The organism is Streptomyces sp. NPDC056628 (assembly GCF_042792555.1).
Lineage (GTDB): Bacteria > Actinomycetota > Actinomycetes > Streptomycetales > Streptomycetaceae > Streptomyces.
On sequence record NZ_JBHTWG010000028.1, the window covers coordinates 39,117 to 58,907 of the forward strand.

A 19,791-nucleotide genomic window follows, 5' to 3' on the forward strand; every position below is an offset into this window, starting at 1 on the left:
ATGGGCGGGCGCCCGCTTCTTCGTCGTGCTCGGGGAGACGGACCGGGGTGTGCGGGATGCGGAGCGCATGCGGTACTTCCCATTCGGCGGATGAGAAACCCCATACTAGACAGGTCTGTCTATTGACGGAGGCCTGCGGCCCCGTGAGACATCTCGCAGTGGATTCGGCGGCCGCCGGGAATGAGGCGGCGGCCTCACCCGACGACGCACCTCACCGGTCGTCCAACGACCGTTCGGTCACGGCCTCTTACTCCGGTAATCCGGTCGCGGTGAGCCTGGACGGGACAGACCTGAGCGATGAGCAGATGCAGCACCTGGCCCGCTGGACGAATCTGTCCGAGACACGTTCGTCCTGCCGCCCACCGTCCCGACGTCGGACTACCGGCTGCGGATCTTCACACCCGAGGGCGAGCGGCCCTCCGCCGGGCACCCCGCCCTCGGCTCCGCGCGTGCCTGACTGGAAGGCGGTGGCGCCCCGCAGCACGCCGAGCACCTTGTTCAGGAGTGCGCCGCCGGCCTCGTCACCATGCGCCGAAGGGAGGACAGGTTGTCCTTCGCCGCCCCGCCCCAGGTGCGCACCGGCGAGCGCGACGACGGCCATCTCAAGCACGTGGTGGCCGTGTTCGGTATCTCGCGTGAGCGGGTCGTGGCTGATCAGTGGGTCGACAACGGCCCCGGCTGGGCCGCAGTCCGGTTGGCCACGGCCGAGGAGGTCCTCGCCCCCTCGAACCCGACCTGCCCCTGATCCCGGACGCCATGATCGGCGCGATCGGCAGGCCCTGCCCGAGGGATCCGAGTACGCCTTTGAGCTGCGTACGTTCGCCGTGTCTGCGTACCTGCCTCCTTCGCCGGCCCGGTGGTCAGCGCGCAGGCGGTGGGTGCCCCTTCCCGATTCGTCGGCCGCCTGCGCACCCGGCCTGTACGGCTTCTTGCGGGAACTCGACTGGAAGGGGGGGGCGACCCGATCGTGGTGTCGCTCCGGGCGGACGAGGGACTGGGGCTGGGGTCGGCGATCGCGAACTGCTTGCGCCGCGCCGCGGGCCCTGGGACTGCCCGTGTGACGCCGTCCGACGGCCTGGTGACGCCGGGTCCGGGAACTGCTTCCCCCGCAGCCGGGCCGTGGCGGGACAGGCCGTGGCCGGTCCTCGGTCCACGAGCGAAGGTGGAGGTCCTGGCGGGCGTGGTCTCGACGTTCCCGCCTGCCTCGTGCCAGGCTGCCGACGTGGCGGGACAGTCATGGTCTGTATGGCGTCGGTGGCCCGGAGGCCGGGCGGAGAGGGAATGGGTTCATGACTAGCGCGGTGCAGAGCTACGGTCTGATCTGGACCGACCCCGACGGTGCGTCGCAGGCATCGGCAAAAGTGTTCGAGAAGACTGCCGCCATGCAGCGCCGGCGTGCACTCAAGGCCTCAGGTTGTAAGCACGTGAAGGTGGTGAAGGTCCGCCCGGGCGAGATCCCCCGACTTCACACCTGAGCTGCACAGGCATCCTCTCTCGGGCCGCCCACCGGACCGGCCTCTGACAACACGTGTGCAGCCCGTGGCCGCGAGTACGGCGACACCTCGAGAGTCCTCGTCGAGGAGGCCCCCGACCCGCAGCCGGGCCCCGAGGAGACGTTCTGTGGGGCAGGCTCGCCAAGGGCTCGGCCGTCGTGCGTCCGCGGCCCGCACCGTGGGCGCCGCCGTGCGGCATGCTCACCCACCGCTCCTGGGGTCCCCCGGGCCCTGGACGTGACGACCCCGGACAACGGCTGAACCGGCCGGCTCGACAGGAACTGCGCCGCCCGGGCCAGCCCGACACCGTGCGCGGTCCCGACGGCGCAGGCAGCGGACAGTACGGCCGGGGAAAGTACTCCGCTGTTCCACCGGCCGCGTCCGGGCACGGCGAGCGGCACCGCCTCGAAGCTCAGTCCAGGAGCGCGGTTGCTTCCACTTCGACGAGAACATCCGGCTCGAAGAGATGCTCTACACCGATGAGCGAGGCCGGCGGCATCGGAAGCGGGAGCCCGATCTCGTCGGCGACGGCCTCCACGCCGCCCATGAAGTCACCGATCTTCTCCGGGCTCCACCGCGTCACGTAGAACGTCAGGCGCACCACATCCGCGAAGGACGCGCCCGCGCCCGACAGCCCGACGGAGGTGTTGCGCAACGCCTGGGCGACCTGCCCGGCCAGATCGCCGGGCGCGACGGCAGTCCCGTCGGGCTGGCGCGCGATCTGGCCACTGACGTGGACGTGCTTGGTCCCTGTGCCTACGGCGACGTGGTGGTACGGGACGGGCTGCAGCATGCCCTGCGGCGTGACGTACTGGACAGTCATGGCCTCTTCTCCTCTTAGGAAGTATCCGTAAGCTACCTAGTGGAAGAAGGCCACTTCAACGAGACCAGGTTTCGCCTTGGACACCGACGAGGAACTCCGGATCGACGCCCCGCACCGCGAACTGCTGGACCAGGTCCTCGACAAGTGGTCGCTCGGCGTCCTGAACGAACTCTGCGAATGCCCATGCCGTTTCAACGAATTGCGCCGGGCCATTCCCCAGGTCACGCAGAAATCCCTGACTGCGACACTTCGGCGGCTGGAACGCAACGGCGTGGTCGAGCGCGAGGTCGTCTCCACTCGCCCCGTCGCGGTCGTGTACCGGATCACGCCCCTCGGCAAGACACTTCGGCACCCCGTCGATGTACTGCTGGCATGGGCCGCGCAGAGCATGCCAGCCATCGAACGCGCACGCGCGGCTTTCGACGGGCGAGAAGAAGCGCACCTCTGAAAGACCTGGCCTGCCGTCAGGTGGGCTGCTGCATCAGCTCCCGATGGGGTGGCGCGGCGACGCCGGGCAGATGTACAGCTGCTGGTCGTGGCCGCTGCCGATCCGCACTTCGGTGGGCTGCCGGGGATGGTGGGCGGGGTCGGCGGACGGGCCAGCCGATGGTAACCCCAGCCATAGATCTGCGGGACGCGGACATGGCGCTGGTTGATGGAAAGCACCTGGGAGGGTCTTGTGTATCCCTCCGCTCCGCGGTCAGCGGGTCGTCCCTGCCGTCGGCCGGGCGGCCGCCCCGGTGAGGGCGATGGTGAACGGATGGGCGGGGGTCGCCAGAACCTTCCGCGTCGGACCCTCTTCGACGAGTTCCCCGCCGTCCAGGACGGCGACGCGGTGGGCCAGCGCTGCCGTGCTCAGGTCGTGGGTGATCAGGACCAGGGGCAGGTCGCCGCGGTCTTCGACCAGTCCGGTGAGGACGTCGAGGATGGCCCGACGGGTGAGCGTGTCCAGGCCCGAGGTGATCTCGTCGCAGACCAGGACGCGGGGACGCGCGAGCAGGGCGCGGGCCAGGGCGGCACGCTGGAGCTCGCCGCCGGACAGCCTGCCCGGACGCCGGTGGGCCGGCTCCTCCGGGACACCGAGGCCGGCCAGGGTGGTCAGGAGCCTCCCGCATCGCCGTGTCCTCGTCGGCGCCCCGTAGGCGTACGGTGGTCCGGGCGACCTGCTGTACGACGGGGCGGTGCTCGTCGAAGGCGGCGCGCGGGTCCTGGAAGACGTACTGCACCGCTGCCAACTGTGGGCGGCTGGGGTCGCGCAGACTCCGCGGCAGCCGATTGTCACCGAGGAGGATCTCGCCGTCGTGGTCCCGGTGGAGGCCGGCGACGCAGCGGGCCAGGGTGGTGTTGCCGCTGCCGGACCGGCCCGCCACGGCGAGCGACCGGCCCGGGTACAGGGCGAGTTCGGGGCGGCGCAACACCACAGCGGCGCCGCGTGCGTCGTCGCGGTGCCAGGCCGTGAGGCCGCGAACCCGGAGAACGGGTGGCGGCTCGCTGCCGCCGGTCGGTACGCCGGGCAGCGGTGCGCGCGACCCCGGTGGCGCCAGCCCGGAGACCTGGCTCCTGGCGTCCGTCGACTCCGCGCGCCTGTGCAGCAGTTCACGGGTCCATGGGTCCTGCGGGGAGGTGCGGACCTGCCCGGCCGGGCCGGATTCGACGACCCGGCCGGCCCGCAGCACCACCACATCGTCGGCGAGGGAGTGCACCACGTCCAGGTCGTGGCTGAGCAGCAGCACCGCGATGCCGTGGGCCGCGACGGCCCGGAACCGCTCGACGACACGGCTCTTGGTCAGGGCGTCCTGGCCCGTGGTGGGCTCGTCGGCCACGACGACCTGCGCCCCGAGCAGCAACGCTTGGGCGAGGACGACGCGTTGCTGCTGGCCGCCGGAGAGCTGGTGGGGATAGCGTCGCAGCGGGGTTTCGGCCTCTGGGAGTTGGGCCTCGGTCAGGGCGCCCAGGATGCGGTCGCGGGCCGCCGCCCGGCGCCGCCGGATCGGAAGCCGGCGTACCCGCGTGCGGGCGATGTCGGTCAGCAGGGCGGAGACGGTACGGGCGGGGTTGAGGGCCGCCGCGGGATGCTGGGGGACTTGACTTGCACCTCGGGTTGAAGCCCGAGGATTCTGGCCTTCCTGACCGGTTGCTGTGCTGCTACGCGGCATGGTTTCCGGTGGGGATTCCGTGGCTTCCTGTTTCTTCGCGCTGTGCCGGGATTGCTCCTGGTCCTACCGGCGCTCCGCAGGCTGATACCGCCAGTCCGGCGGCCTGTTTGATGTTGATCGCGGCGTTGGTGTCCCGGTCGTGGACGGTGCCGCAGGCGGTACAGGTCCATTCCCGGACGTTGAGGGGTTTGGGTCCGTCGACGGTGCCGCAGGCGTGGCAGGTCTGGGAGGTCGGTGTGAACCGGCCGATCTTGACCAGGGTGCGGCCGTACCGGACGGCCTTGTACTCCAGCATGCTGATGAAGGATGACCATCCGGCGTCGTGCACAGACTTGGCCAGCCTTGTGCGGGCCAGTCCCGCCACCGAGAGGTCCTCCACGGCGATCCCTTGGTTCTCGGAGATCAGCCGTGTGGAGAGCTGGTGGTGGAACTCGCGGCGTGCGTCAGCAACGGTGGCGTGGGCGCGGGCGACCTTGAGCCGGGCCTTGGCCCGGTTCTTGGATCCCTTCTGTTTGCGGGACAGCTCCTTGTGGGCCTTCTTCAGCTTCTTCTGCGCGCGTCGCAGGAAGCGCGGGGAGTCGATCTTCGTGCCGTCGGACAGGACCGCGAAGTGCGTCAGGCCGAGATCGATGCCGACGATGCGGTCGGTGTCGGGCATCCGGGTCGCATCGACGGTGGGATCGGTGTCGATGACGAAGGAGGCGAAATACCTGCCGGCCGCGTCCTTGACGACGGTGACGGAGGTGGGGGTGGCGGGCAGGGTGCGGGACCATGTCACCTTCACCGCGCCGATCTTCGGCAGGTCCAGACGGCCACTGCCGGTGATGCTCCAGCGGGCGTTGGCGGTGAAGCGGACCGACTGCCGGGCGTCCTTGCGGGACTTGAAACGCGGCGGACTGATCTTCGGACCCTTGCGGGTGCCTTTGAGGGAGGCGAAGAAGTTGCGGTAAGCGCTCTCGGCGTCCCGCAGGGACTGCTGGAGCACTACCGCACAGACCTCACCCAGCCAGGACCGCTCGGCAGTCCGTTTCGCCTCGGTGATCAGGCGCGTGGACAGCTGACCGGCCGTCGGGAAAGGCTGCCCGGCCTTACGGGCGTCTTCACGGGCACGCACCGCGTCGTTGAACACGACGCGGGCGCACCCGAACGCCTTCGCCAACGCCTGCTGCTGGCCGGTGTCCGGGTACAGGCGAAAGCTGTACCGGAGCTGCATGGCCGTCACCCTACATACGTGGGTCATGGGTGAGATACGAACGGTGAGGACAACCACGTCCGCCTGCTGGTGAACTTCCCACCCAAGGTCGCCGTGACCAAGCTGGTCAACTCCTTCAAAGGTGTCTCCTCCCGAAGGCTCCGCCAGGAGTTCCCCGACCTGGTACGCCACTACTGGCGGGCCAGCAAAACTCTGGTCCGGGTCTTACTTCGCCGGAACCGTCGGCGGCGCCCCGCTCTCCGTGATCAGGCAGTACATCGAACAGCAGAACCGGCCGGTGTAAGCACCACCCGGCTGAACCGGGAAAAGCCCTCGCGACGCTCCTCGCCGCAGGCAAAGAACCACGCCGTCCGGCTCCGCCGGACCTGAATCCGCGACGCTCCGCGTCGCGACCAGTAGATTCGCTTCACCACCGGCCTGAAGGCCGATCCACTGCGAATGAGTTCTGGTAGCCGTCCTTGGCCGCCTTGACCACGATGTGCAGGGCGCCGGTGCCGTTCGTCACAGCCGTGGCCACGGTGCGGTACGTGCTGGAGCCCTTGGGCCGGAACTGCAGCTCGACCGTCCGGCCCGCGTATCCGGTGTACCGGTAGGTGTCCCAGTCGGCCCGTACGAGCCGGCCGGTCACGATGAGGCGGGCGCCCTTGGCCACGGGCTCCGGTGAGGCGTTCGCCGTGAGCCGCGCGGCCCGCTTGAGCGAGAACGACCCCGTGTCCCGGGCGAACACGGACGTGCCGTCCTCGGTGTCGGCCAGCGCGTCGACGGACGAGGTGCCCGCCTGTGCGTTGGTGAGGTCCACCGGGTCGTCGGCGCCCGGCGCGAGGTGGGCGTTGACGGTGAAGCGGGTCGTGCAGGCCGTGGCGCTCTCGCAGAAGGCGTCCGTGGTGTAGAAGCCGCCGTGCGGCCCCTTCAGATCGACGTCGACGAAGGTCAGGGCCGGGTCGCCCGAGCCGGTGACCGTGACCGGGAAGGTCGCGTCGTGCGTGGTGCCCACGACGACGTCGCGTCCCTCGTTGACGACGGCCCGTCCGACCACCGGCCCGCCCGCCCGGTCGGCGGGGACGGCTTCGGCCGAGGCACCGGCTCCCGCCAGCAGCACCACGGCGGTTCCCACGACGACACCGCGACGACTCATCGTTCCTCCAAGGGGGCGCTCCCACTGACGCGTTCGGCACTGCGTACGACTGCCGAAGGGGCCCGACCGTTGCCCTCCGGGACCGTGCGATGCGCCCGGGTTCGGCCCCCGCCTCCGCTCCCCCGGCTCCCGCCGCTCCGATCCGCAGACATGAGTCCGCCGGAAGGGGGCATTCGGGCAAAGCAGCCAACAGTGGGGAGAGCGCGGCCCGTTCGGGCCGCCCGAAGGCAACAGGGAGTGAGCAATGGCGAGTTACGGTGGTTCCTCGACCGCGTCCTCGGGTTCGCGTACCAGCGGCATGGCGATCGCGAGCCTGTGCTGCGGCATCGTGGGGCTGTTCATCCTGAACATCATCCTCGGCCCGCTGGCCATCGTCTTCGGTGCCCTCGCCCGGCGCCAGGCCGGAGCGCGCAACGGTGCGGGCCTGGCGAAGGCCGGCATCATCCTCGGCGTGGTCGACGTGGTCCTGTGGATCCTGTTCATCACGGTCGCCGCGAGCAACGGCGGTTTCAGCTGGTACGTGGGCGGCTGACCGCCGCCGGGACACCCGTAGATCCGCGGGGCGTGAGCCCGCGCCGACGGGGCATCCGCTCAGGGGGCCGCTTCCGCGGCCCCCTGACGCACTCCTTTTTTCGCCCTGTGGGAGACCCGACGTGATACTCGACGGCATACCGACGCGCAGTCCTGCCCAGGACAGAACGGCGACGGCGGAGGACCGCAAACAGCGGTTGCGCCGCCGTCTGGAGCGGCTCATCGGGGTGGCGGCGACGGAGGGAAACACGCTCGTTCCGCTGCGCAACGGCGACGAGATCTTCCCCGCGATGCTCGGCGCGATCCAAGCGGCCGAGCACACCATCGACATGATGACCTTCGTCTACTGGCGCGGTCAGATCGCCCGTGACTTCGCCGCCGCCCTCGCCGACCGCGCCCGGGCGGGCGTACGGGTGCGGCTGCTGCTCGACGGCTTCGGCGCGAAGGAGATCGAGGGCCGGCTGCTCGAGCTGATGAGCTCGGCCGGCGTGGAGATCGCGTGGTTCCGCAAGCCCGTGTGGCTGTCCCCGTTCAAGCAGAACCACCGCTGTCACCGCAAGGCCCTCATCGTCGACGAGCACACCGCGTTCACCGGGGGTGTGGGGATCGCCGAGGAGTGGTGCGGCGACGCGCGCAACCCGTCGGAGTGGCGGGACACGCACGTACAGGTCCGCGGCCCTGCCGTGGACGGGATAGCCGCCGCGTTCGCGCAGAACTGGGCGGAGTGCCACGAGGAGCTCTTCGACGAGCGCGACCGCTTCACCGAGCACCCGCAGGAGGGGTCGTCGGTGGTGCAGGTGGTGCGCGGGTCCGCCAGCATCGGCTGGCAGGACATGCAGACCCTCATCCGGGTCATGCTCACCTCGGCGGAGGAACGCTTCCGGCTGGCCACCGCCTACTTCGCGCCCGACGCCTACTTCGTCGACCTGCTGTGCCGGACCGCACGGCGCGGGGTGCGGGTCGAGATCCTGCTGCCCGGTCCGCACACCGACCAGCGAGCCTGCCAGCTCGCGGGCCAGCAGCACTACACGCGGCTGCTGGAGGCCGGCGTGCACATCCGGCAGTACCAGCCGACGATGATGCACGCCAAGATCATCACCGTGGACTCGGTGGCCGCTCTCATCGGCTCCACCAACTTCAACCGGCGGTCCATGGACCACGACGAGGAGGTCATGCTCGCCGTGCTGGACGAGGACTTCACCGCCTCCCTCGACCGGGACTTCGAGGCCGACCTCGAACGGAGCGTGGAGATCGACCTGCGCCGGTGGCGGAGGCGCGCCGCGCTGCAGCGCGCGATGGAGGCCGCGGTCACCCCCATCCGGCGCTTCCTCTGAGGCCGGGCCGGGCGCTCAGTCCAGGCAGAACTCGTTGCCCTCGATGTCCTGCATCACGATGCACGCGTCGTCCTCGTCGTACAGCAGACGCTCGCGGACCGCGCCCAGCGGGAGGAGGCGCGCGCACTCGGCCTCGAGCGCGGCGAGGCGCTCCTCGCCCCGGAGGCCGGTGCCGACCCGCACGTCGAGGTGGACCCGGTTCTTGACGACCTTGCCCTCGGGAACGCGCTGGAAGTACAGCCGCGGTCCCACCCCGGAGGGGTCCTGGCAGGCGAACCAGGCGCCGCGCTCCTCCTCCGGCTGGGCGGCGTGGTACGCGTCCCACGTGGCGAAGCCGTCCGGGGGCGACGGCACCTCGTACCCGAGCACCTCGCACCAGAAGCGGGCGAGGCGCTCCGGATCGGCGCAGTCGAATGTGACCTGGACCTTCTTGATCGTCGACACGGGAGGCACCCTAACAACGGGCGTCCGGAAGCTCATCCCCTTTTCGTTCAACGGTGCGGGCGGGGAATGACCTTGGACCCGGGCGGGTTCCCCGAGCATGACGACGAACGCGCAGCCCGAGGTGCTCCGGTACACCGCCTTCTCCACCTCGCCCGAGGGGGGCAACCGCGCCGGTGTGGTCCTGGACGCGACCGGCCTCGACGACGGCGACATGCTGGCGATCGCCGCGGACCTCGGGTACTCGGAATCCGCCTTTCTCACGGCGCCTCCCGCGGACAGCGCGGGCCCCGACGGGCGGGCGTACACCATCCGTTACTTCAGTCCCAAGGCGGAGGTGCCGTTCTGCGGACACGCGACCGTCGCGGCGGCGATCGCCCTGTCCGAGCGGATCGGGCCCGGGGAGCTCGTGTTCAGCACGCCCGCCGGTGTCGTGCCGGTGGAGGTGGCGGACGACGGCGGTACGGTCCGGGCCACCCTCACCAGTGTGGAGCCGCACCTGGAGGAGGTCGCGGCCGCGGACCTCGAGGAGGCGCTGGCCGCGCTCGACTGGCCGGCCGCCGATCTCGACCCGGCCTTCCCGCCCCGGATCGCCTTCGCCGGCGCCCGTCATCTCGTCCTCGCGGCCGCGACCCGCGCGCGCCTCGCCGATCTGTCGTACGACTTCCCGCGTCTGGAAGCCCTGATGCACCGACTCGACCTCACCACGGTCCAGCTGGTGTGGCGTGAGTCCCCCGCCGTCTTCCACGTGCGGGACCCCTTCCCGGTCGGCGGGGTCGTCGAGGACGCGGCGACCGGCGCCGCCGCGGCCGCGTTCGGCGCCTACGCCCGAGAGCTCGGCCTGGTCCCGCAGGACGCCGTCCTGACCCTCTTCCAGGGCCAGGACATGGGCCGTCCGGGCGAGTTGACGGTGACGCTGCGCGCGGGTGACCCGCGGGTCCGGGTGAGCGGCGCGGGGACCCGGATCGGCTGACCCGGGCGGTGCGGGCCGGGTGGGCGGCGCCTGCCGCCGATGCGGCCCGCCGACGCCCCGTCAGGAGATGCGCACGCCCGACCAGTTCGTGCTCTTGCCGACCTGGGTCCGGGCGGCGAAGCCACCGCCTCCGTCGCCCTTGTTCAGCCACGCGCGGCCCTGCTGGTCGAGCGAGATCAGGTCGGCCCGGCCGTCGCCGGACAGGTCGAGGCCGCCGACGACGTCCTTGTAGGACGTGCCCCAGTCCTTGAAGACGAGCGCCCGCGGCGTGAAGGTGCCGCTGCCGGTCCCCCTGAGGCGCCAGAGCTCGTTGGACGCGTCGATCGCCAGCAGGTCGCTGCGCCCGTCGCGGTCGAGGTCCCCTGCGGCGATGAGCCTCGTGTACGTCCCGAAGCCGGAGCCGGCGAGAGCGCGGGCCTTGAATCCACCCGCGCCGTCGTTCGCGTAGACGTAGAGCTTCCCGCTGGCGGCGGACCGGGTGAGCAGGTCGGGGCGCCCGTCGCCGGTCAGGTCGCCGGGTGACAGGACGGTGTCGTAACCGCTCCAGTCCGAGGAGATCTTGACGCCGTACGTCTGCTGGTCGGGTTGTCCGCCGCAGATCGTGACGCGGATCCGGGCCTCGCCCTCGGGGCTGCGGGTGAACACGTCGTCGCAGCCGTCGCCGTCCAGGTCGCCGTAGGGCAGGACGAGCGTGCCGGTCGGCCAGCCGCTCGCCCGTTCGCCGGCGGTGAGTTCGGCGGCGCCACCGGCGTACACCCTGACCCCGGTGCTGCCGCGGCCGAACAGGTCGGCCTTGCCGTCGTCCGTGTAGTCACGCCACTTGGGCAGCGCGCGGGCGGTGGTGGTGGCCTGCTGGACGCCGGCCAGGACGGTGGCGCCGGTGGCGGACGGCTTGTACTCGTCCCATACGGCGACCGGGCGGCCCTGCGCGTCGGCGGCGATCCACGGCGCGCCCGCGAACCCGTCGCCGGTGGCGCTGAGCCGGTGCGCGGCGGACCAGGTGCCGCCCTTGAAGGCGGCGGCCATCGTGTACTCCGCGCCGGAGTAGCCCTCCCGCCACGTCACCGTGACGGTGCCGCCCGAGGTGGCGGCGGCGGAGACCGAGCGCACCTTCTTGTGCGTGGAGAACGCCTGGGTGAAGGGCTGCCAGGTGCCGGTGGACGCCGAACGCAGCGCGTACCAGGGGCCGGTGGCGTAACCGGGGGCACCCGCGACGAAGAGGTCGCCGTTCGGCAGGTGGACGGGGGCCGTCATCCCGAACGTGCTGCCGGTGGCGGCCGCGGTGCGCGGGGCGCTCCACGTCGTGGAACCGGCGGTGCGGCGCGTGTACGCGAGGTGCGCCTGGTCGTCGTAGAAGACGTCGAAGCCGCCCTGGGGGCGGGCGAACACCTTCGGGCGTGCCAGGTCGACGCCCGGGACGGGGAAGCCGGTGACCGTCTTCCAGGCGGTCTCGCCACGGGACTTCTCCAGGGCGACGACGCCCTTTCCCTTCTGCCACTGCCAGACCAGCAGGGCGGTGCCGTTCTTGTCGACCGCCAGGTCCATGGCGGCGATGTCCCGGCTGCCGGACGGCGGCTGCGTGTTGAGGTCGGCCGGCGCGGTCCACGCGGCCTGCGGGCCCGTCTTCTCGGCGGCCTTCACCACGCCGGATTCCGTCCATACGGCGATCAGGCGGCCGTCGGGGTCGGCGGCGAGGTGGTGGTAGCCCTTCTCGGGGACCGGGGCGATGTACTCGGGCGCGGAGAACGCGGTGGCGCCGGGGGCGAGGGTGGCCATGCTGAGCCAGTGGTCGTTGTGGTCGTCGGCGCGCTCGGCCCGCCAGACCAGGCGCACCGAGCCGTCGCCGAGGGCGAGCAGCTCGGTGTTGTAGGCCCCGGCGTCGCCCCATGTCTGTGGTGCGAGCCAGCGGGTGGTTCCGGCGGGCCGGACGCGGGTGGACCGGGAGAGTCCGTCACCGGTGAGGGCGACCAGGGTGCCGTTCCCGGCCGACACCAGGGCGTTGAGGCCGCCGGAGGCCGAGCCGGGCGTGGGGTTCGGGGCGAGCTGGGTGCGGGTGCCCCAGGTGCCGGGTGCGCGTTGGTCGACGGTGACGGTGGTGGCGGAGCCGGTGCCGGCTGCCGCGGGCTGAGCGGTGGCCGGCGTCACGGCCGCCAGGGTGAGTACAGGTGTGAGCGCGATGCCGAGCACCACGCGCGACTGCGACGTCATGGGAAGGCCCCCCCGGGCAGGGCGAATCCCAACGCAGGAATTCGCCGAACTGTTCGAACGGGGGCAGCGTATATCAGCCAAGATCACCTCGCACCCGCCCGGAGACGCCTGGGCCTAGGCGGTGTCGCGGCGGCAGCGCAGGAAGAGGTGCGGCTCCGGGCCGGCGTCCGGGTGGTCGGGGGTGAAGAGCGCGCTCTCCGTGGACAGCAACGTCAGCCCCGCGTCCCGGACCAAGGCGAGCACCCCTTCCTCCGGGAAACTGGTCGCGCGGATCGCCCGGCCCATGAAGACCACCTCGACGTCCTCCACGTCGGCGGGCACCGTGGCCAGCACCAGGTGCCCGCCGGGCTTCAGTGCCGAGGCCAGCCGCCGCACCAGCGCCGCCTGGTCGGCACGGGGCATCTGGAGCAGTGAGAAGAACACGCCCATCCCGTCGAAGGAGCCGTCGTCCAGCGGGATGTCGCGGATGTCGGCGCAGCGGAACTCGGCGCCGGGCACCTGACGGGTGGCCAGATCCACCATCACCGGGGAGATGTCGACGCCGAGCACCGAATGGCCCGCTGCCACGAGCACCGCCGCCGTGGGCCGTCCGGTGCCGCTGCCCACGTCGAGGACCCGCCCGCCGTCCGGCGGCAGACGCCCGGTCAGCCACTCCAGCGCGGCCAGGTGCGCGGGGGCGTGCGCGAACGCCTTCTCGTAGCCGGCGCCCAGCGCGTCGAACAGCACCGCCGCGGGCGGCCGTCGGTCGTCGTGGCTCACGCGGGTGTCCCCTTCCTCGCCGGAGTGCATGGTCGCACCGGCCGGGTACACGCCACAACGGGCGCCCGGTGCGCGTCCCACCGCGACGGGCGGGGGACAATGGGGGCGTACCCATCGGACGACGTGTGCGTAAGGAGCGGGATATGCAGGACGCGCGTGCGGGGCAGGTCGCGGGACCCGAGGACCTGATCGATGTGGCCCGTCTGGTGACGGCCTACTACGCCCTGCGCCCCGACCCGGCCGAGCCCGGGCAGCGGGTGGCGTTCGGCACCTCCGGGCACCGCGGCTCGTCCCTCGCGGCGGCCTTCAACGACGACCACATCGCCGCGACCAGCCAGGCCATCTGCGAATACCGCACCGCGCAGGGCACCGACGGCCCCCTGTACCTGGGCGCCGACACCCACGCCCTGTCCGAGCCGGCCCGGGTCACGGCGCTGGAGGTCTTCGCCGCCAACGACGTGACCGTCCTGATCGACCAGAACGACGGGTACACGCCGACCCCGGCGGTGTCGCACGCCATCCTCACGTACAACCGGAACCGTACGTCCGCGCTCGCCGACGGTGTGGTGGTCACGCCCTCGCACAACCCGCCCGCCGACGGCGGTTTCAAGTACAACCCGCCCAGCGGCGGCCCGGCCGGTTCCGAGGCGACCCGCTGGATCCAGGACCGCGCCAACGAGATCATCGCGGGCGGTCTGAAGGACGTACGGCGCATCCCCTACAGCCGTGCCCTGACCGCGCCCGGCACCGGCCGCCACGACTTCCTCGGCGCGTACGTCGCCGACCTGCCCGAGGTGCTGGACCTGGACGCGATCCGGTCGGCCGGGGTGCGCATCGGCGCCGACCCGCTCGGCGGCGCGTCCGTCGCCTACTGGGGCCGTATCGCCGAGGAGCACCGGCTCGACCTCACGGTGGTCAACCCGCTCACCGATCCCACCTGGCGCTTCATGACGCTGGACTGGGACGGCAAGATCCGCATGGACTGCTCCTCGCCGTACGCGATGGCCTCGCTCATCGAGCGGCGCGACCGGTTCGACATCGCCACCGGCAACGACGCCGACGCCGACCGGCACGGCATCGTCACCCCGGACGGGGGTCTGATGAACCCCAACCACTACCTGGCCGTGGCGATTTCGTATCTCTTCTCGCACCGGGAGCAGTGGCCGGCGGCCGCGGGGATCGGCAAGACCCTCGTGTCGTCCGGCATGATCGACCGGGTGGCGGCGGACGTCGGCCGCGAACTCGTCGAGGTGCCGGTCGGTTTCAAGTGGTTCGTCGACGGCCTGTCCGACGGCTCGCTCGGCTTCGGCGGCGAGGAGTCGGCGGGCGCGTCCTTCCTGCGCCGGGACGGCTCGGTGTGGACCACCGACAAGGACGGCATCATCCTGGCGCTGCTCGCCTCCGAGATCACGGCCGTCACCGGCCGGACGCCGTCCGAGCACTACGCGGGGCTCACCGACCGCTTCGGCTCCCCCGCCTACGCGCGGATCGACGCGCCCGCCACCCGCGAGGAGAAGGCGCTGCTCGCCAAGTTGTCGCCGCGGCAGGTCACCGCCGACACCCTCGCCGGCGAGCCGGTCACCGCGGTGCTCACCGAGGCCCCGGGCAACGGGGCGCCCCTCGGCGGCATCAAGGTCGCCACCGACAGCGCCTGGTTCGCGGCCCGCCCGTCGGGCACCGAGGACGTCTACAAGATCTATGCCGAGTCCTTCCAGGGCCCGGACCACCTGCGGCGTGTCCAGGAGGAGGCCAAGTCCGTGGTCCTCGCGGCGCTGGGCGCCTGACGGGCGGAAGCTGTCACATCGGCGCGGGCTCCGGCGGGGGCGGGCTCGGACGGGTCAGGATCCGGCGAAGTGTCTAAAATGGGGACACATCGCCTCCGTCCCCAGGAGCAGGCATGACCAGCCAACCCGCGCCGATCAGCAGCACCGCTCGCCAGGCCCTGGAGCAGGAGCTGTCGCGGCTGCGCACGGAGCGCGACACCGTCGCCTCGACCCTGCGGGACTCGGACGCCTCGGTCGGCGACCTCGCCGACGCGGCCGACGAGTTGCAGCGGGCCAACGACCTGCGCCGGATCGACGCCAGGATCACGGACCTCACGGCGCGGCTGGACGCCACCGGCACGGCGGACCCGCCGCAGGACGACCGCGTGGGTGTGGGCAGCACGGTCACCGTGCGGTTCGCCGACGGCTCGCAGGAGACGTTCCAGGTCGGGGAGACGACCGTGGGCTCCGACGGTTCGCTGGTCACCGTCGACAGCCCACTCGGCCGGGCCCTGCTGGGCCACAAGCCCGGCGACACGGTGCACTACCGCACACCGGGGGGCTCGCAGAGCGCGGTCGTGGTCTCCCTGGGGCAGACGGACTGACCGGTCAGCCCCCAACTGGCCCGCCCCTGAGGTGTGCTGACCCGCCGTGGCCTGCCCTCGGAGCAGCCGGGCCGCCGTGGCGGCGACCTGCTCGGGCGGGTGCGTCACGTCGACCTGTGCGCCCTCCTCGTCGGGCTCCAGGCGTTCCGGCGTCCGCAGTCGCGAGGCGAGCGGCCCGGCGGGCCTGAAGAGCCCGCCGGCGATGTCCGATGATCCGCTCCGCGAGCAGCCGCGGGTCACCGGCGCCCACCGTGGACCTGCCCGTCCCGGACGTCCCATGACCGCGACGCACGGGCGGCGGGCGTCACGCGGTGTCACCGGGCGGGCGGCCCGTCGGAGCCTGCCGGGTACTCCTCCAGCGGCACCAGGTCCTTGCACCCGCGGACAGCACGGGTTCGACGACCCGCCACGCCTCCTCCGCCTCGTCCGCGCGGACAGTTCCCCATGAACTCTCCTGTCGTGGGATCGATCCGTTCCGGCAGCAGCCCCGGCGGGCACGAACGTGCCCCCGTCGCCCGCTGTACGGCTTGGCTCCGGCCACGTCCCGTCGGCGGGCCGCCCCAGTCCCACCGGGCCGGCCGGGGGCGTCAGAGGCGGACGACGATCAGCGCGATGTCGTCGGAGGAGCCGCCCGCGACGTCGAGCCGGGCGAGCAGCGCGTCGGCCAGCCCCTCGGGCACGAGGGCGCCGTCCTGGGCGAGGGCGTTGGTGAGCCGGGCCAGGCCGACGTCGATGTCCTCCCCGCGCCGCTCGATGAGGCCGTCGGTGTAGAGCACGAGGGTGTCACCCGGCTGGAAGGGAACACCGGCCTGGGGACGGGGCACATGGTGCTCACGGGTGCCCAGGGGCGGGTCGGTCGCCTTGTCCAGCAGTTCGAACGAGCCGTCGGCGTGGAGCAGGACGGGCGGCGGATGCCCCGCGTTGCTGTAGATGATCAGCCGGCTGCGGGTGTCGACGAGGACCTTGACCGCGGTCGCCGCCGTGGCGCCCTCCATGGAGCGGGCGTACAGGCCGAGCACCTCCAGGGCCTGGGCCGGGCTGGGGATGGCCCGGATCACCGCGCTCAGGGCGCTGCGGAGCATGCCCATGACGGCGGCGGCGTGCAGGCCGTGGCCCACGACGTCCCCGACCGCGGCGGCGTAGCGGTCGGGCGGAAGGTCGACGACGTCGTACCAGTCGCCGCAGACGTTGAGCGAGGAGGCCGCGGGCAGATAGCGCACGGCGATGTTGTCGTGGTGCCTGTCCAGGTCGGGGGCCGAGAGCATGGCTTCCTGGAACGCCACGGCGATCTGGCGTTCCCGGGCGTGGGCCTGGCGCAGCTCCTGGTTCAGCCGGTGCACCTCACGGGCGCGGACGTACAGCTCGGCGGCCATGCCCTTCTCCAGGTCGGTCGGTTCGCCGGCCGGCTCCTGCGCGCGCTGGGAGCGGACGAACCCGGTGACGTCGTCGGCGCGCACGACGACCCACCGCACCGCGCCGTCCGGTCCGGCGATCGGGGTGTGGATCTCGGACCACCAGCGCTCCTCGAAGCCGCCCGACGAGTCGCGGGCGGGGATGTCGTAGCGCTGGAGCACCAGGGTCTCCGGTTTCCCGCTGTTCAGGACCCGCGTCAGGGAGTCCCTGAGGGCGTGTTCGGCGTGTTCGGCGGGGGCGCCGGGGTTCTCCGGCAGGGCGTCGAAGAAGGGTTTGCCGACCAGTTCGTCAGGGGTGCAGCCGGTGGTCCTCAGAAAGGCCGGGTTGACGTAACGGATCACCAGGTCCGTGTCCAGCACGAGATACGGGCTCGGTGTGGCGTCGAAGAAGGCCGTGAATTCGATGTCCGCCGTCATGCGCGCTCTCCGCAGCCGTCGAGCGTGATCGCCGTCAGTACCAATCTACGGGGGCTGCGGCCGCCCGGCTCCCCCGGCGGGTGGAGCGCATGCGGTGATTGCCGGGCCGGCGGCATCCCAGGCTGCCGCGTCGCCGCACGTCAAAAGGGGCGGGACGGTTCCAGGGTGACGTGTCCGGTACGGGTGGTTGCGGTGCCCCGGCGGGAACGGTGATGCTCTCGGTGTCGCACCGGGCGGGAGCGGACCGACCATCCGCCGGCACGGCCCCCGCGACGTCCGCACACCTGTCACGCCGGGCCGTCCGCGCGGCCCGGCGGTCATCTCGGGGGAGACACGGGCTTGGAGACGATCATCGTCCAGTCGTCCGGTCCGTCGCGGCCGGGCGCCGCCGGCACGGGCGCGCCGGATCTGCTGTACCTGGGGCCGGGAGACACGGCCGAGTTCGGGCGCGACCGGCCCGGGGGCCGGGCCGGCCACTTCGTCGCCCTGCGCGATCCGGGGGTGTCCGGGCGGGCGGGGCTGGTGGAGGCCGCCGGGGACTACTGGCGGCTGTCGAACTTCAGCGCCGGCACCGCGTACGTGGTGGAGAACATGGAGAACGGCGGGGAGTATCTGACCGTGGCGCCGGGACGGCTCGGCGCGCCGGTGCCCTTCGAGTTCTCCCGGGTCGTCCTGCCCGCCCTGGACGGCAGCACCGGGTTCACGGTGTTCGCCCCGCAGCACGCCTACCTGGCCGGGCGGGACGCACCGGGCGCGGACGAGCGGACCGCGCGCCCCTTCGCGCTGGACGTCACCGCCAAGTACTTCCTGGTCCTGGTCGCCCTGTGCGAGCCACGGCTGCGCGGGGTGCCGGACGGCGCACCGCCGGGTGCCGGTGACATCGCCCGGCGTCTGCGCCCCCTGGACGGCTGCGGCGGCCTGACCCGTTCCGCCGTGAACTACCACATCGACTACCTGGCCCGCGCGAAGCTGCGCCTGGGCGGTGAGACCGGTGGCGGCGAAGGGCGTACCGGGGCCAAGCGGACCCGGCTGGCCTCGCTCGCCCTGCGTTTCGGCCTGGTCCGGGAGGAACACCTCGCGCTGCTGCCGTCACGCCGGCGGCCCGCACCGGGCACCGGCAGGCCGCGATGAACGAAGCCGGCGCCGCGACCGGGGGCCCGGCGCCCGTGCGTCGGTCCCGGACGGCCGCGCGCCGGCCTCCGTGTGTCAGTTCGTGCGCCGGCGCACCAGCCACACGCAGACGCCGACCGCTGCCGCGGCCATCAGCAGGCCACGGTGCTCCCGGGCCAGCCGCGCGCCCTGGGCGGCCTTGTCCTGGACGGGCCGGGGCGCCTTCTCCTGCCACAGCTGCCCGGCGTGTTCCATCGTGTCCTTGACCTGGTCCGGCACCTTGGCCTGCACGCGCGCCGTCGCGTCGGACGCCTTGGCCTTCACCTCTTCGGCCTTGTGGACGGCCTGCTCCTTGAGGGCGCCGACCCGGTCGGCCGCCTGGACCTTCACCTCGGCGGCCTTCTCCTGGGCCCGGGTCTTGACGTCGGCCTTGGCTGCCAGGGCCTCCACCGTGCTGCCGAGCTCGTGGCGGGTGTTCTCCACCTGCGCGCGCAGTTCCTCGGGGGTCTCGGCGGTGGGCTTGTCGTGGGGGGCCTGAGTCATCGGTGCGCACTCTCCTTGATCTCGGCCACATCGGCCTTGACATTCTCGATCGTCTGCTCGGGCTTGGGCGGAGCCGCCCGCGACACCTGCTTCTTGCCGGTCAGCGCCATCACGGCGGCGATCACGCCGAGCACCGCCGTCACGATGAGGGCCGCGGCCCACACCGGCAGCGGTACCGCCAGGGCCGCGATCGCCGTGGCCACGAGCGCCTGGAGCATCAGGAACCCGACCAGGCCCGCGCCGCCGAAGAGCCCGCCTCCCTTGCCGTATCGCTTGCCCTTCTCCTTCATCTCCGCCTGCGCCAGGTGCAGTTCGGCCCGCACCAGCTCCGTCAGCTGCTGCGAAGCGCGCTGCACCAGTTCCCCGACCGGCTCCGACCTCGTCGTCTGCTGGTCGGAGACGGGGCGCGCCTCAGTGTCCGACGCCATGGCGATCACCTCCCGTCTCTCGGTTTCTGGCAGGACGGCGCCGGGGCGCCGTCCGCTGAGCGGGCGAGTACCCCGAAAGTCCCGTTCACGACAACCGGATCCGAGCCAAAACCGAAGGTGCTGAGGAGACGCGGCGGACCTTCACGGCACCTCCACTCCTCTCCGGGCGCGTCGGCCTGGGGGGAAGGGCACCCGGCCGGCAGTGGAGTCGAGGAAGGGACCCGTCGTGATCGTCACCGCCGTCCTGCTGCTGCCCGCTCTCGGCGCGCTGCTGCTGGTGATGAGCCGTGTCGAGGACTGGCTGGCCGCGGCGCCGGGCGCCGAGCGGCGCGCGCGGCACGCGCGGGACGGACGCCGTCATCTGCGGCTGATCCGGGGCGGCGCGGCGGATGCTCCCGCCCGTCCGGAGGCGAAGCCGTCCACGCACCGCGCGCACGCGGCGTGACG

19 protein-coding genes and 3 pseudogenes are annotated in these 19,791 nt (G+C 72.1%); 12 read left to right on the forward strand and 10 right to left on the reverse strand.

All coding sequences use genetic code 11. From position 1 onward, the window contains the following. Window positions 1-305: 305 nt before the first annotated feature. From ACFRAC_RS27260 to ACFRAC_RS27270, 3 genes and pseudogenes are all read left to right on the forward strand, one after another. Window positions 306-457: pseudogene (locus tag ACFRAC_RS27260) on the forward strand (PhzF family phenazine biosynthesis protein). 90 nt (window positions 458-547) lie between these two features. After that, complete coding sequence (locus ACFRAC_RS27265) at window positions 548-745, forward strand: hypothetical protein (RefSeq protein WP_382931527.1); 198 nt, start codon at window positions 548-550, stop codon at window positions 743-745. A gap of 544 nt (window positions 746-1,289) precedes the next feature. Next, window positions 1,290-1,475, forward strand: coding sequence for a hypothetical protein (locus ACFRAC_RS27270; RefSeq protein WP_382931535.1), 186 nt, complete (start codon window positions 1,290-1,292; stop codon window positions 1,473-1,475). A 430-nt stretch (window positions 1,476-1,905) separates the two neighbouring features. Here the strand turns inward: ACFRAC_RS27270 and ACFRAC_RS27275 are convergent, their stop codons facing one another. Then, a complete protein-coding gene (locus tag ACFRAC_RS27275) occupies window positions 1,906-2,316 on the reverse strand; it encodes a RidA family protein (RefSeq protein ID WP_382931543.1) in 411 nt (136 codons plus the stop codon). A gap of 76 nt (window positions 2,317-2,392) precedes the next feature. Here ACFRAC_RS27275 and ACFRAC_RS27280 point away from each other — a divergent pair, with 76 nt between their 5' ends. Further along, the gene (locus ACFRAC_RS27280) at window positions 2,393-2,764 is read left to right on the forward strand and encodes a winged helix-turn-helix transcriptional regulator (protein WP_382931552.1); all 372 of its coding nucleotides are present in this window, start codon (window positions 2,393-2,395) and stop codon (window positions 2,762-2,764) included. A 252-nt stretch (window positions 2,765-3,016) separates the two neighbouring features. Here the strand turns inward: ACFRAC_RS27280 and ACFRAC_RS27285 are convergent. Both ACFRAC_RS27285 and ACFRAC_RS27290 read right to left on the reverse strand, forming a co-directional pair. Further along, window positions 3,017-4,400: pseudogene (locus ACFRAC_RS27285) on the reverse strand (ABC transporter ATP-binding protein); the annotation flags it as partial. Window positions 4,401-4,461: 61 nt separating this feature from the next. Further along, the gene (locus ACFRAC_RS27290) at window positions 4,462-5,685 is read right to left on the reverse strand and encodes an RNA-guided endonuclease InsQ/TnpB family protein (protein WP_382931922.1); all 1,224 of its coding nucleotides are present in this window, start codon (window positions 5,683-5,685) and stop codon (window positions 4,462-4,464) included. A gap of 33 nt (window positions 5,686-5,718) precedes the next feature. Here ACFRAC_RS27290 and tnpA point away from each other — a divergent pair. Next, window positions 5,719-5,968 (forward strand): annotated as a pseudogene (gene tnpA, locus ACFRAC_RS27295) (IS200/IS605 family transposase); the annotation flags it as partial. A 123-nt stretch (window positions 5,969-6,091) separates the two neighbouring features. On the opposite strand, the gene ACFRAC_RS27300 reads toward tnpA, so the two are convergent. Next, window positions 6,092-6,820, reverse strand: coding sequence for a calcium-binding protein (locus ACFRAC_RS27300; RefSeq protein ID WP_382931559.1), 729 nt, complete (start codon window positions 6,818-6,820; stop codon window positions 6,092-6,094). Between the two features lie 244 nt (window positions 6,821-7,064). Here ACFRAC_RS27300 and ACFRAC_RS27305 point away from each other — a divergent pair, with 244 nt between their 5' ends. Beyond that, window positions 7,065-7,352, forward strand: coding sequence for a DUF4190 domain-containing protein (locus tag ACFRAC_RS27305; RefSeq protein WP_382931565.1), 288 nt, complete (start codon window positions 7,065-7,067; stop codon window positions 7,350-7,352). Window positions 7,353-7,473: 121 nt separating this feature from the next. Further along, window positions 7,474-8,685 carry a phosphatidylserine/phosphatidylglycerophosphate/cardiolipin synthase family protein gene (locus ACFRAC_RS27310; RefSeq protein WP_382931571.1) on the forward strand — a complete coding sequence of 404 codons (1,212 nt, stop codon included), beginning with the start codon at window positions 7,474-7,476 and terminating at the stop codon, window positions 8,683-8,685. Window positions 8,686-8,700: 15 nt separating this feature from the next. Here the strand turns inward: ACFRAC_RS27310 and ACFRAC_RS27315 are convergent, their stop codons facing one another. Beyond that, a complete protein-coding gene (locus ACFRAC_RS27315; protein WP_382931576.1) occupies window positions 8,701-9,129 on the reverse strand; it encodes a VOC family protein in 429 nt (142 codons plus the stop codon). A gap of 97 nt (window positions 9,130-9,226) precedes the next feature. On the opposite strand from ACFRAC_RS27315, the gene ACFRAC_RS27320 reads away from it, so the two are divergent. Next, the gene (locus ACFRAC_RS27320; protein ID WP_382931586.1) at window positions 9,227-10,099 is read left to right on the forward strand and encodes a PhzF family phenazine biosynthesis protein; all 873 of its coding nucleotides are present in this window, start codon (window positions 9,227-9,229) and stop codon (window positions 10,097-10,099) included. A 60-nt stretch (window positions 10,100-10,159) separates the two neighbouring features. On the opposite strand, the gene ACFRAC_RS27325 is transcribed toward ACFRAC_RS27320, so the two are convergent. Both ACFRAC_RS27325 and ACFRAC_RS27330 read right to left on the reverse strand, forming a co-directional pair. Then, window positions 10,160-12,307: an FG-GAP repeat domain-containing protein gene (locus ACFRAC_RS27325; RefSeq protein ID WP_382931596.1), complete on the reverse strand. Its 2,148-nt coding sequence runs from the start codon at window positions 12,305-12,307 to the stop codon at window positions 10,160-10,162. A 114-nt stretch (window positions 12,308-12,421) separates the two neighbouring features. Next, window positions 12,422-13,096 (reverse strand): class I SAM-dependent methyltransferase, encoded by a 675-nt coding sequence (locus tag ACFRAC_RS27330; protein ID WP_382931602.1) that lies wholly within the window; start codon window positions 13,094-13,096, stop codon window positions 12,422-12,424. A gap of 113 nt (window positions 13,097-13,209) precedes the next feature. Between ACFRAC_RS27330 and pgm the strand changes: the two genes are divergently transcribed. Next, window positions 13,210-14,850, forward strand: a complete 1,641-nt coding sequence (pgm, locus tag ACFRAC_RS27335; RefSeq protein ID WP_382931607.1) for a phosphoglucomutase (alpha-D-glucose-1,6-bisphosphate-dependent) — start codon at window positions 13,210-13,212, stop codon at window positions 14,848-14,850. A gap of 113 nt (window positions 14,851-14,963) precedes the next feature. Beyond that, entirely contained in the window at window positions 14,964-15,434 is a 471-nt protein-coding gene (locus ACFRAC_RS27340; RefSeq protein ID WP_382931618.1) for a GreA/GreB family elongation factor, read from the forward strand. 587 nt (window positions 15,435-16,021) lie between these two features. Here ACFRAC_RS27340 and ACFRAC_RS27345 read toward each other — a convergent pair. Beyond that, on the reverse strand, window positions 16,022-17,263 hold the full coding sequence (locus ACFRAC_RS27345) for a PP2C family protein-serine/threonine phosphatase (RefSeq protein ID WP_382931630.1): 1,242 nt from the start codon (window positions 17,261-17,263) through the stop codon (window positions 16,022-16,024). 339 nt (window positions 17,264-17,602) lie between these two features. Here ACFRAC_RS27345 and ACFRAC_RS27350 point away from each other — a divergent pair, with 339 nt between their 5' ends. Then, a complete protein-coding gene (locus ACFRAC_RS27350; RefSeq protein ID WP_382931636.1) occupies window positions 17,603-18,394 on the forward strand; it encodes a serine/threonine protein kinase in 792 nt (263 codons plus the stop codon). Window positions 18,395-18,469: 75 nt separating this feature from the next. On the opposite strand, the gene ACFRAC_RS27355 is transcribed toward ACFRAC_RS27350, so the two are convergent. Next, window positions 18,470-18,916: a DUF3618 domain-containing protein gene (locus tag ACFRAC_RS27355; RefSeq protein ID WP_382931640.1), complete on the reverse strand. Its 447-nt coding sequence runs from the start codon at window positions 18,914-18,916 to the stop codon at window positions 18,470-18,472. Further along, complete coding sequence (locus ACFRAC_RS27360) at window positions 18,913-19,344, reverse strand: phage holin family protein (RefSeq protein WP_382931647.1); 432 nt, start codon at window positions 19,342-19,344, stop codon at window positions 18,913-18,915. Before ACFRAC_RS27360 ends, ACFRAC_RS27355 begins: the two co-directional genes overlap by 4 nt. A 226-nt stretch (window positions 19,345-19,570) precedes the next feature. On the opposite strand from ACFRAC_RS27360, the gene ACFRAC_RS27365 reads away from it, so the two are divergent. Beyond that, window positions 19,571-19,789, forward strand: a complete 219-nt coding sequence (locus tag ACFRAC_RS27365; RefSeq protein WP_382931650.1) for a hypothetical protein — start codon at window positions 19,571-19,573, stop codon at window positions 19,787-19,789. Window positions 19,790-19,791: the final 2 nt, after the last annotated feature.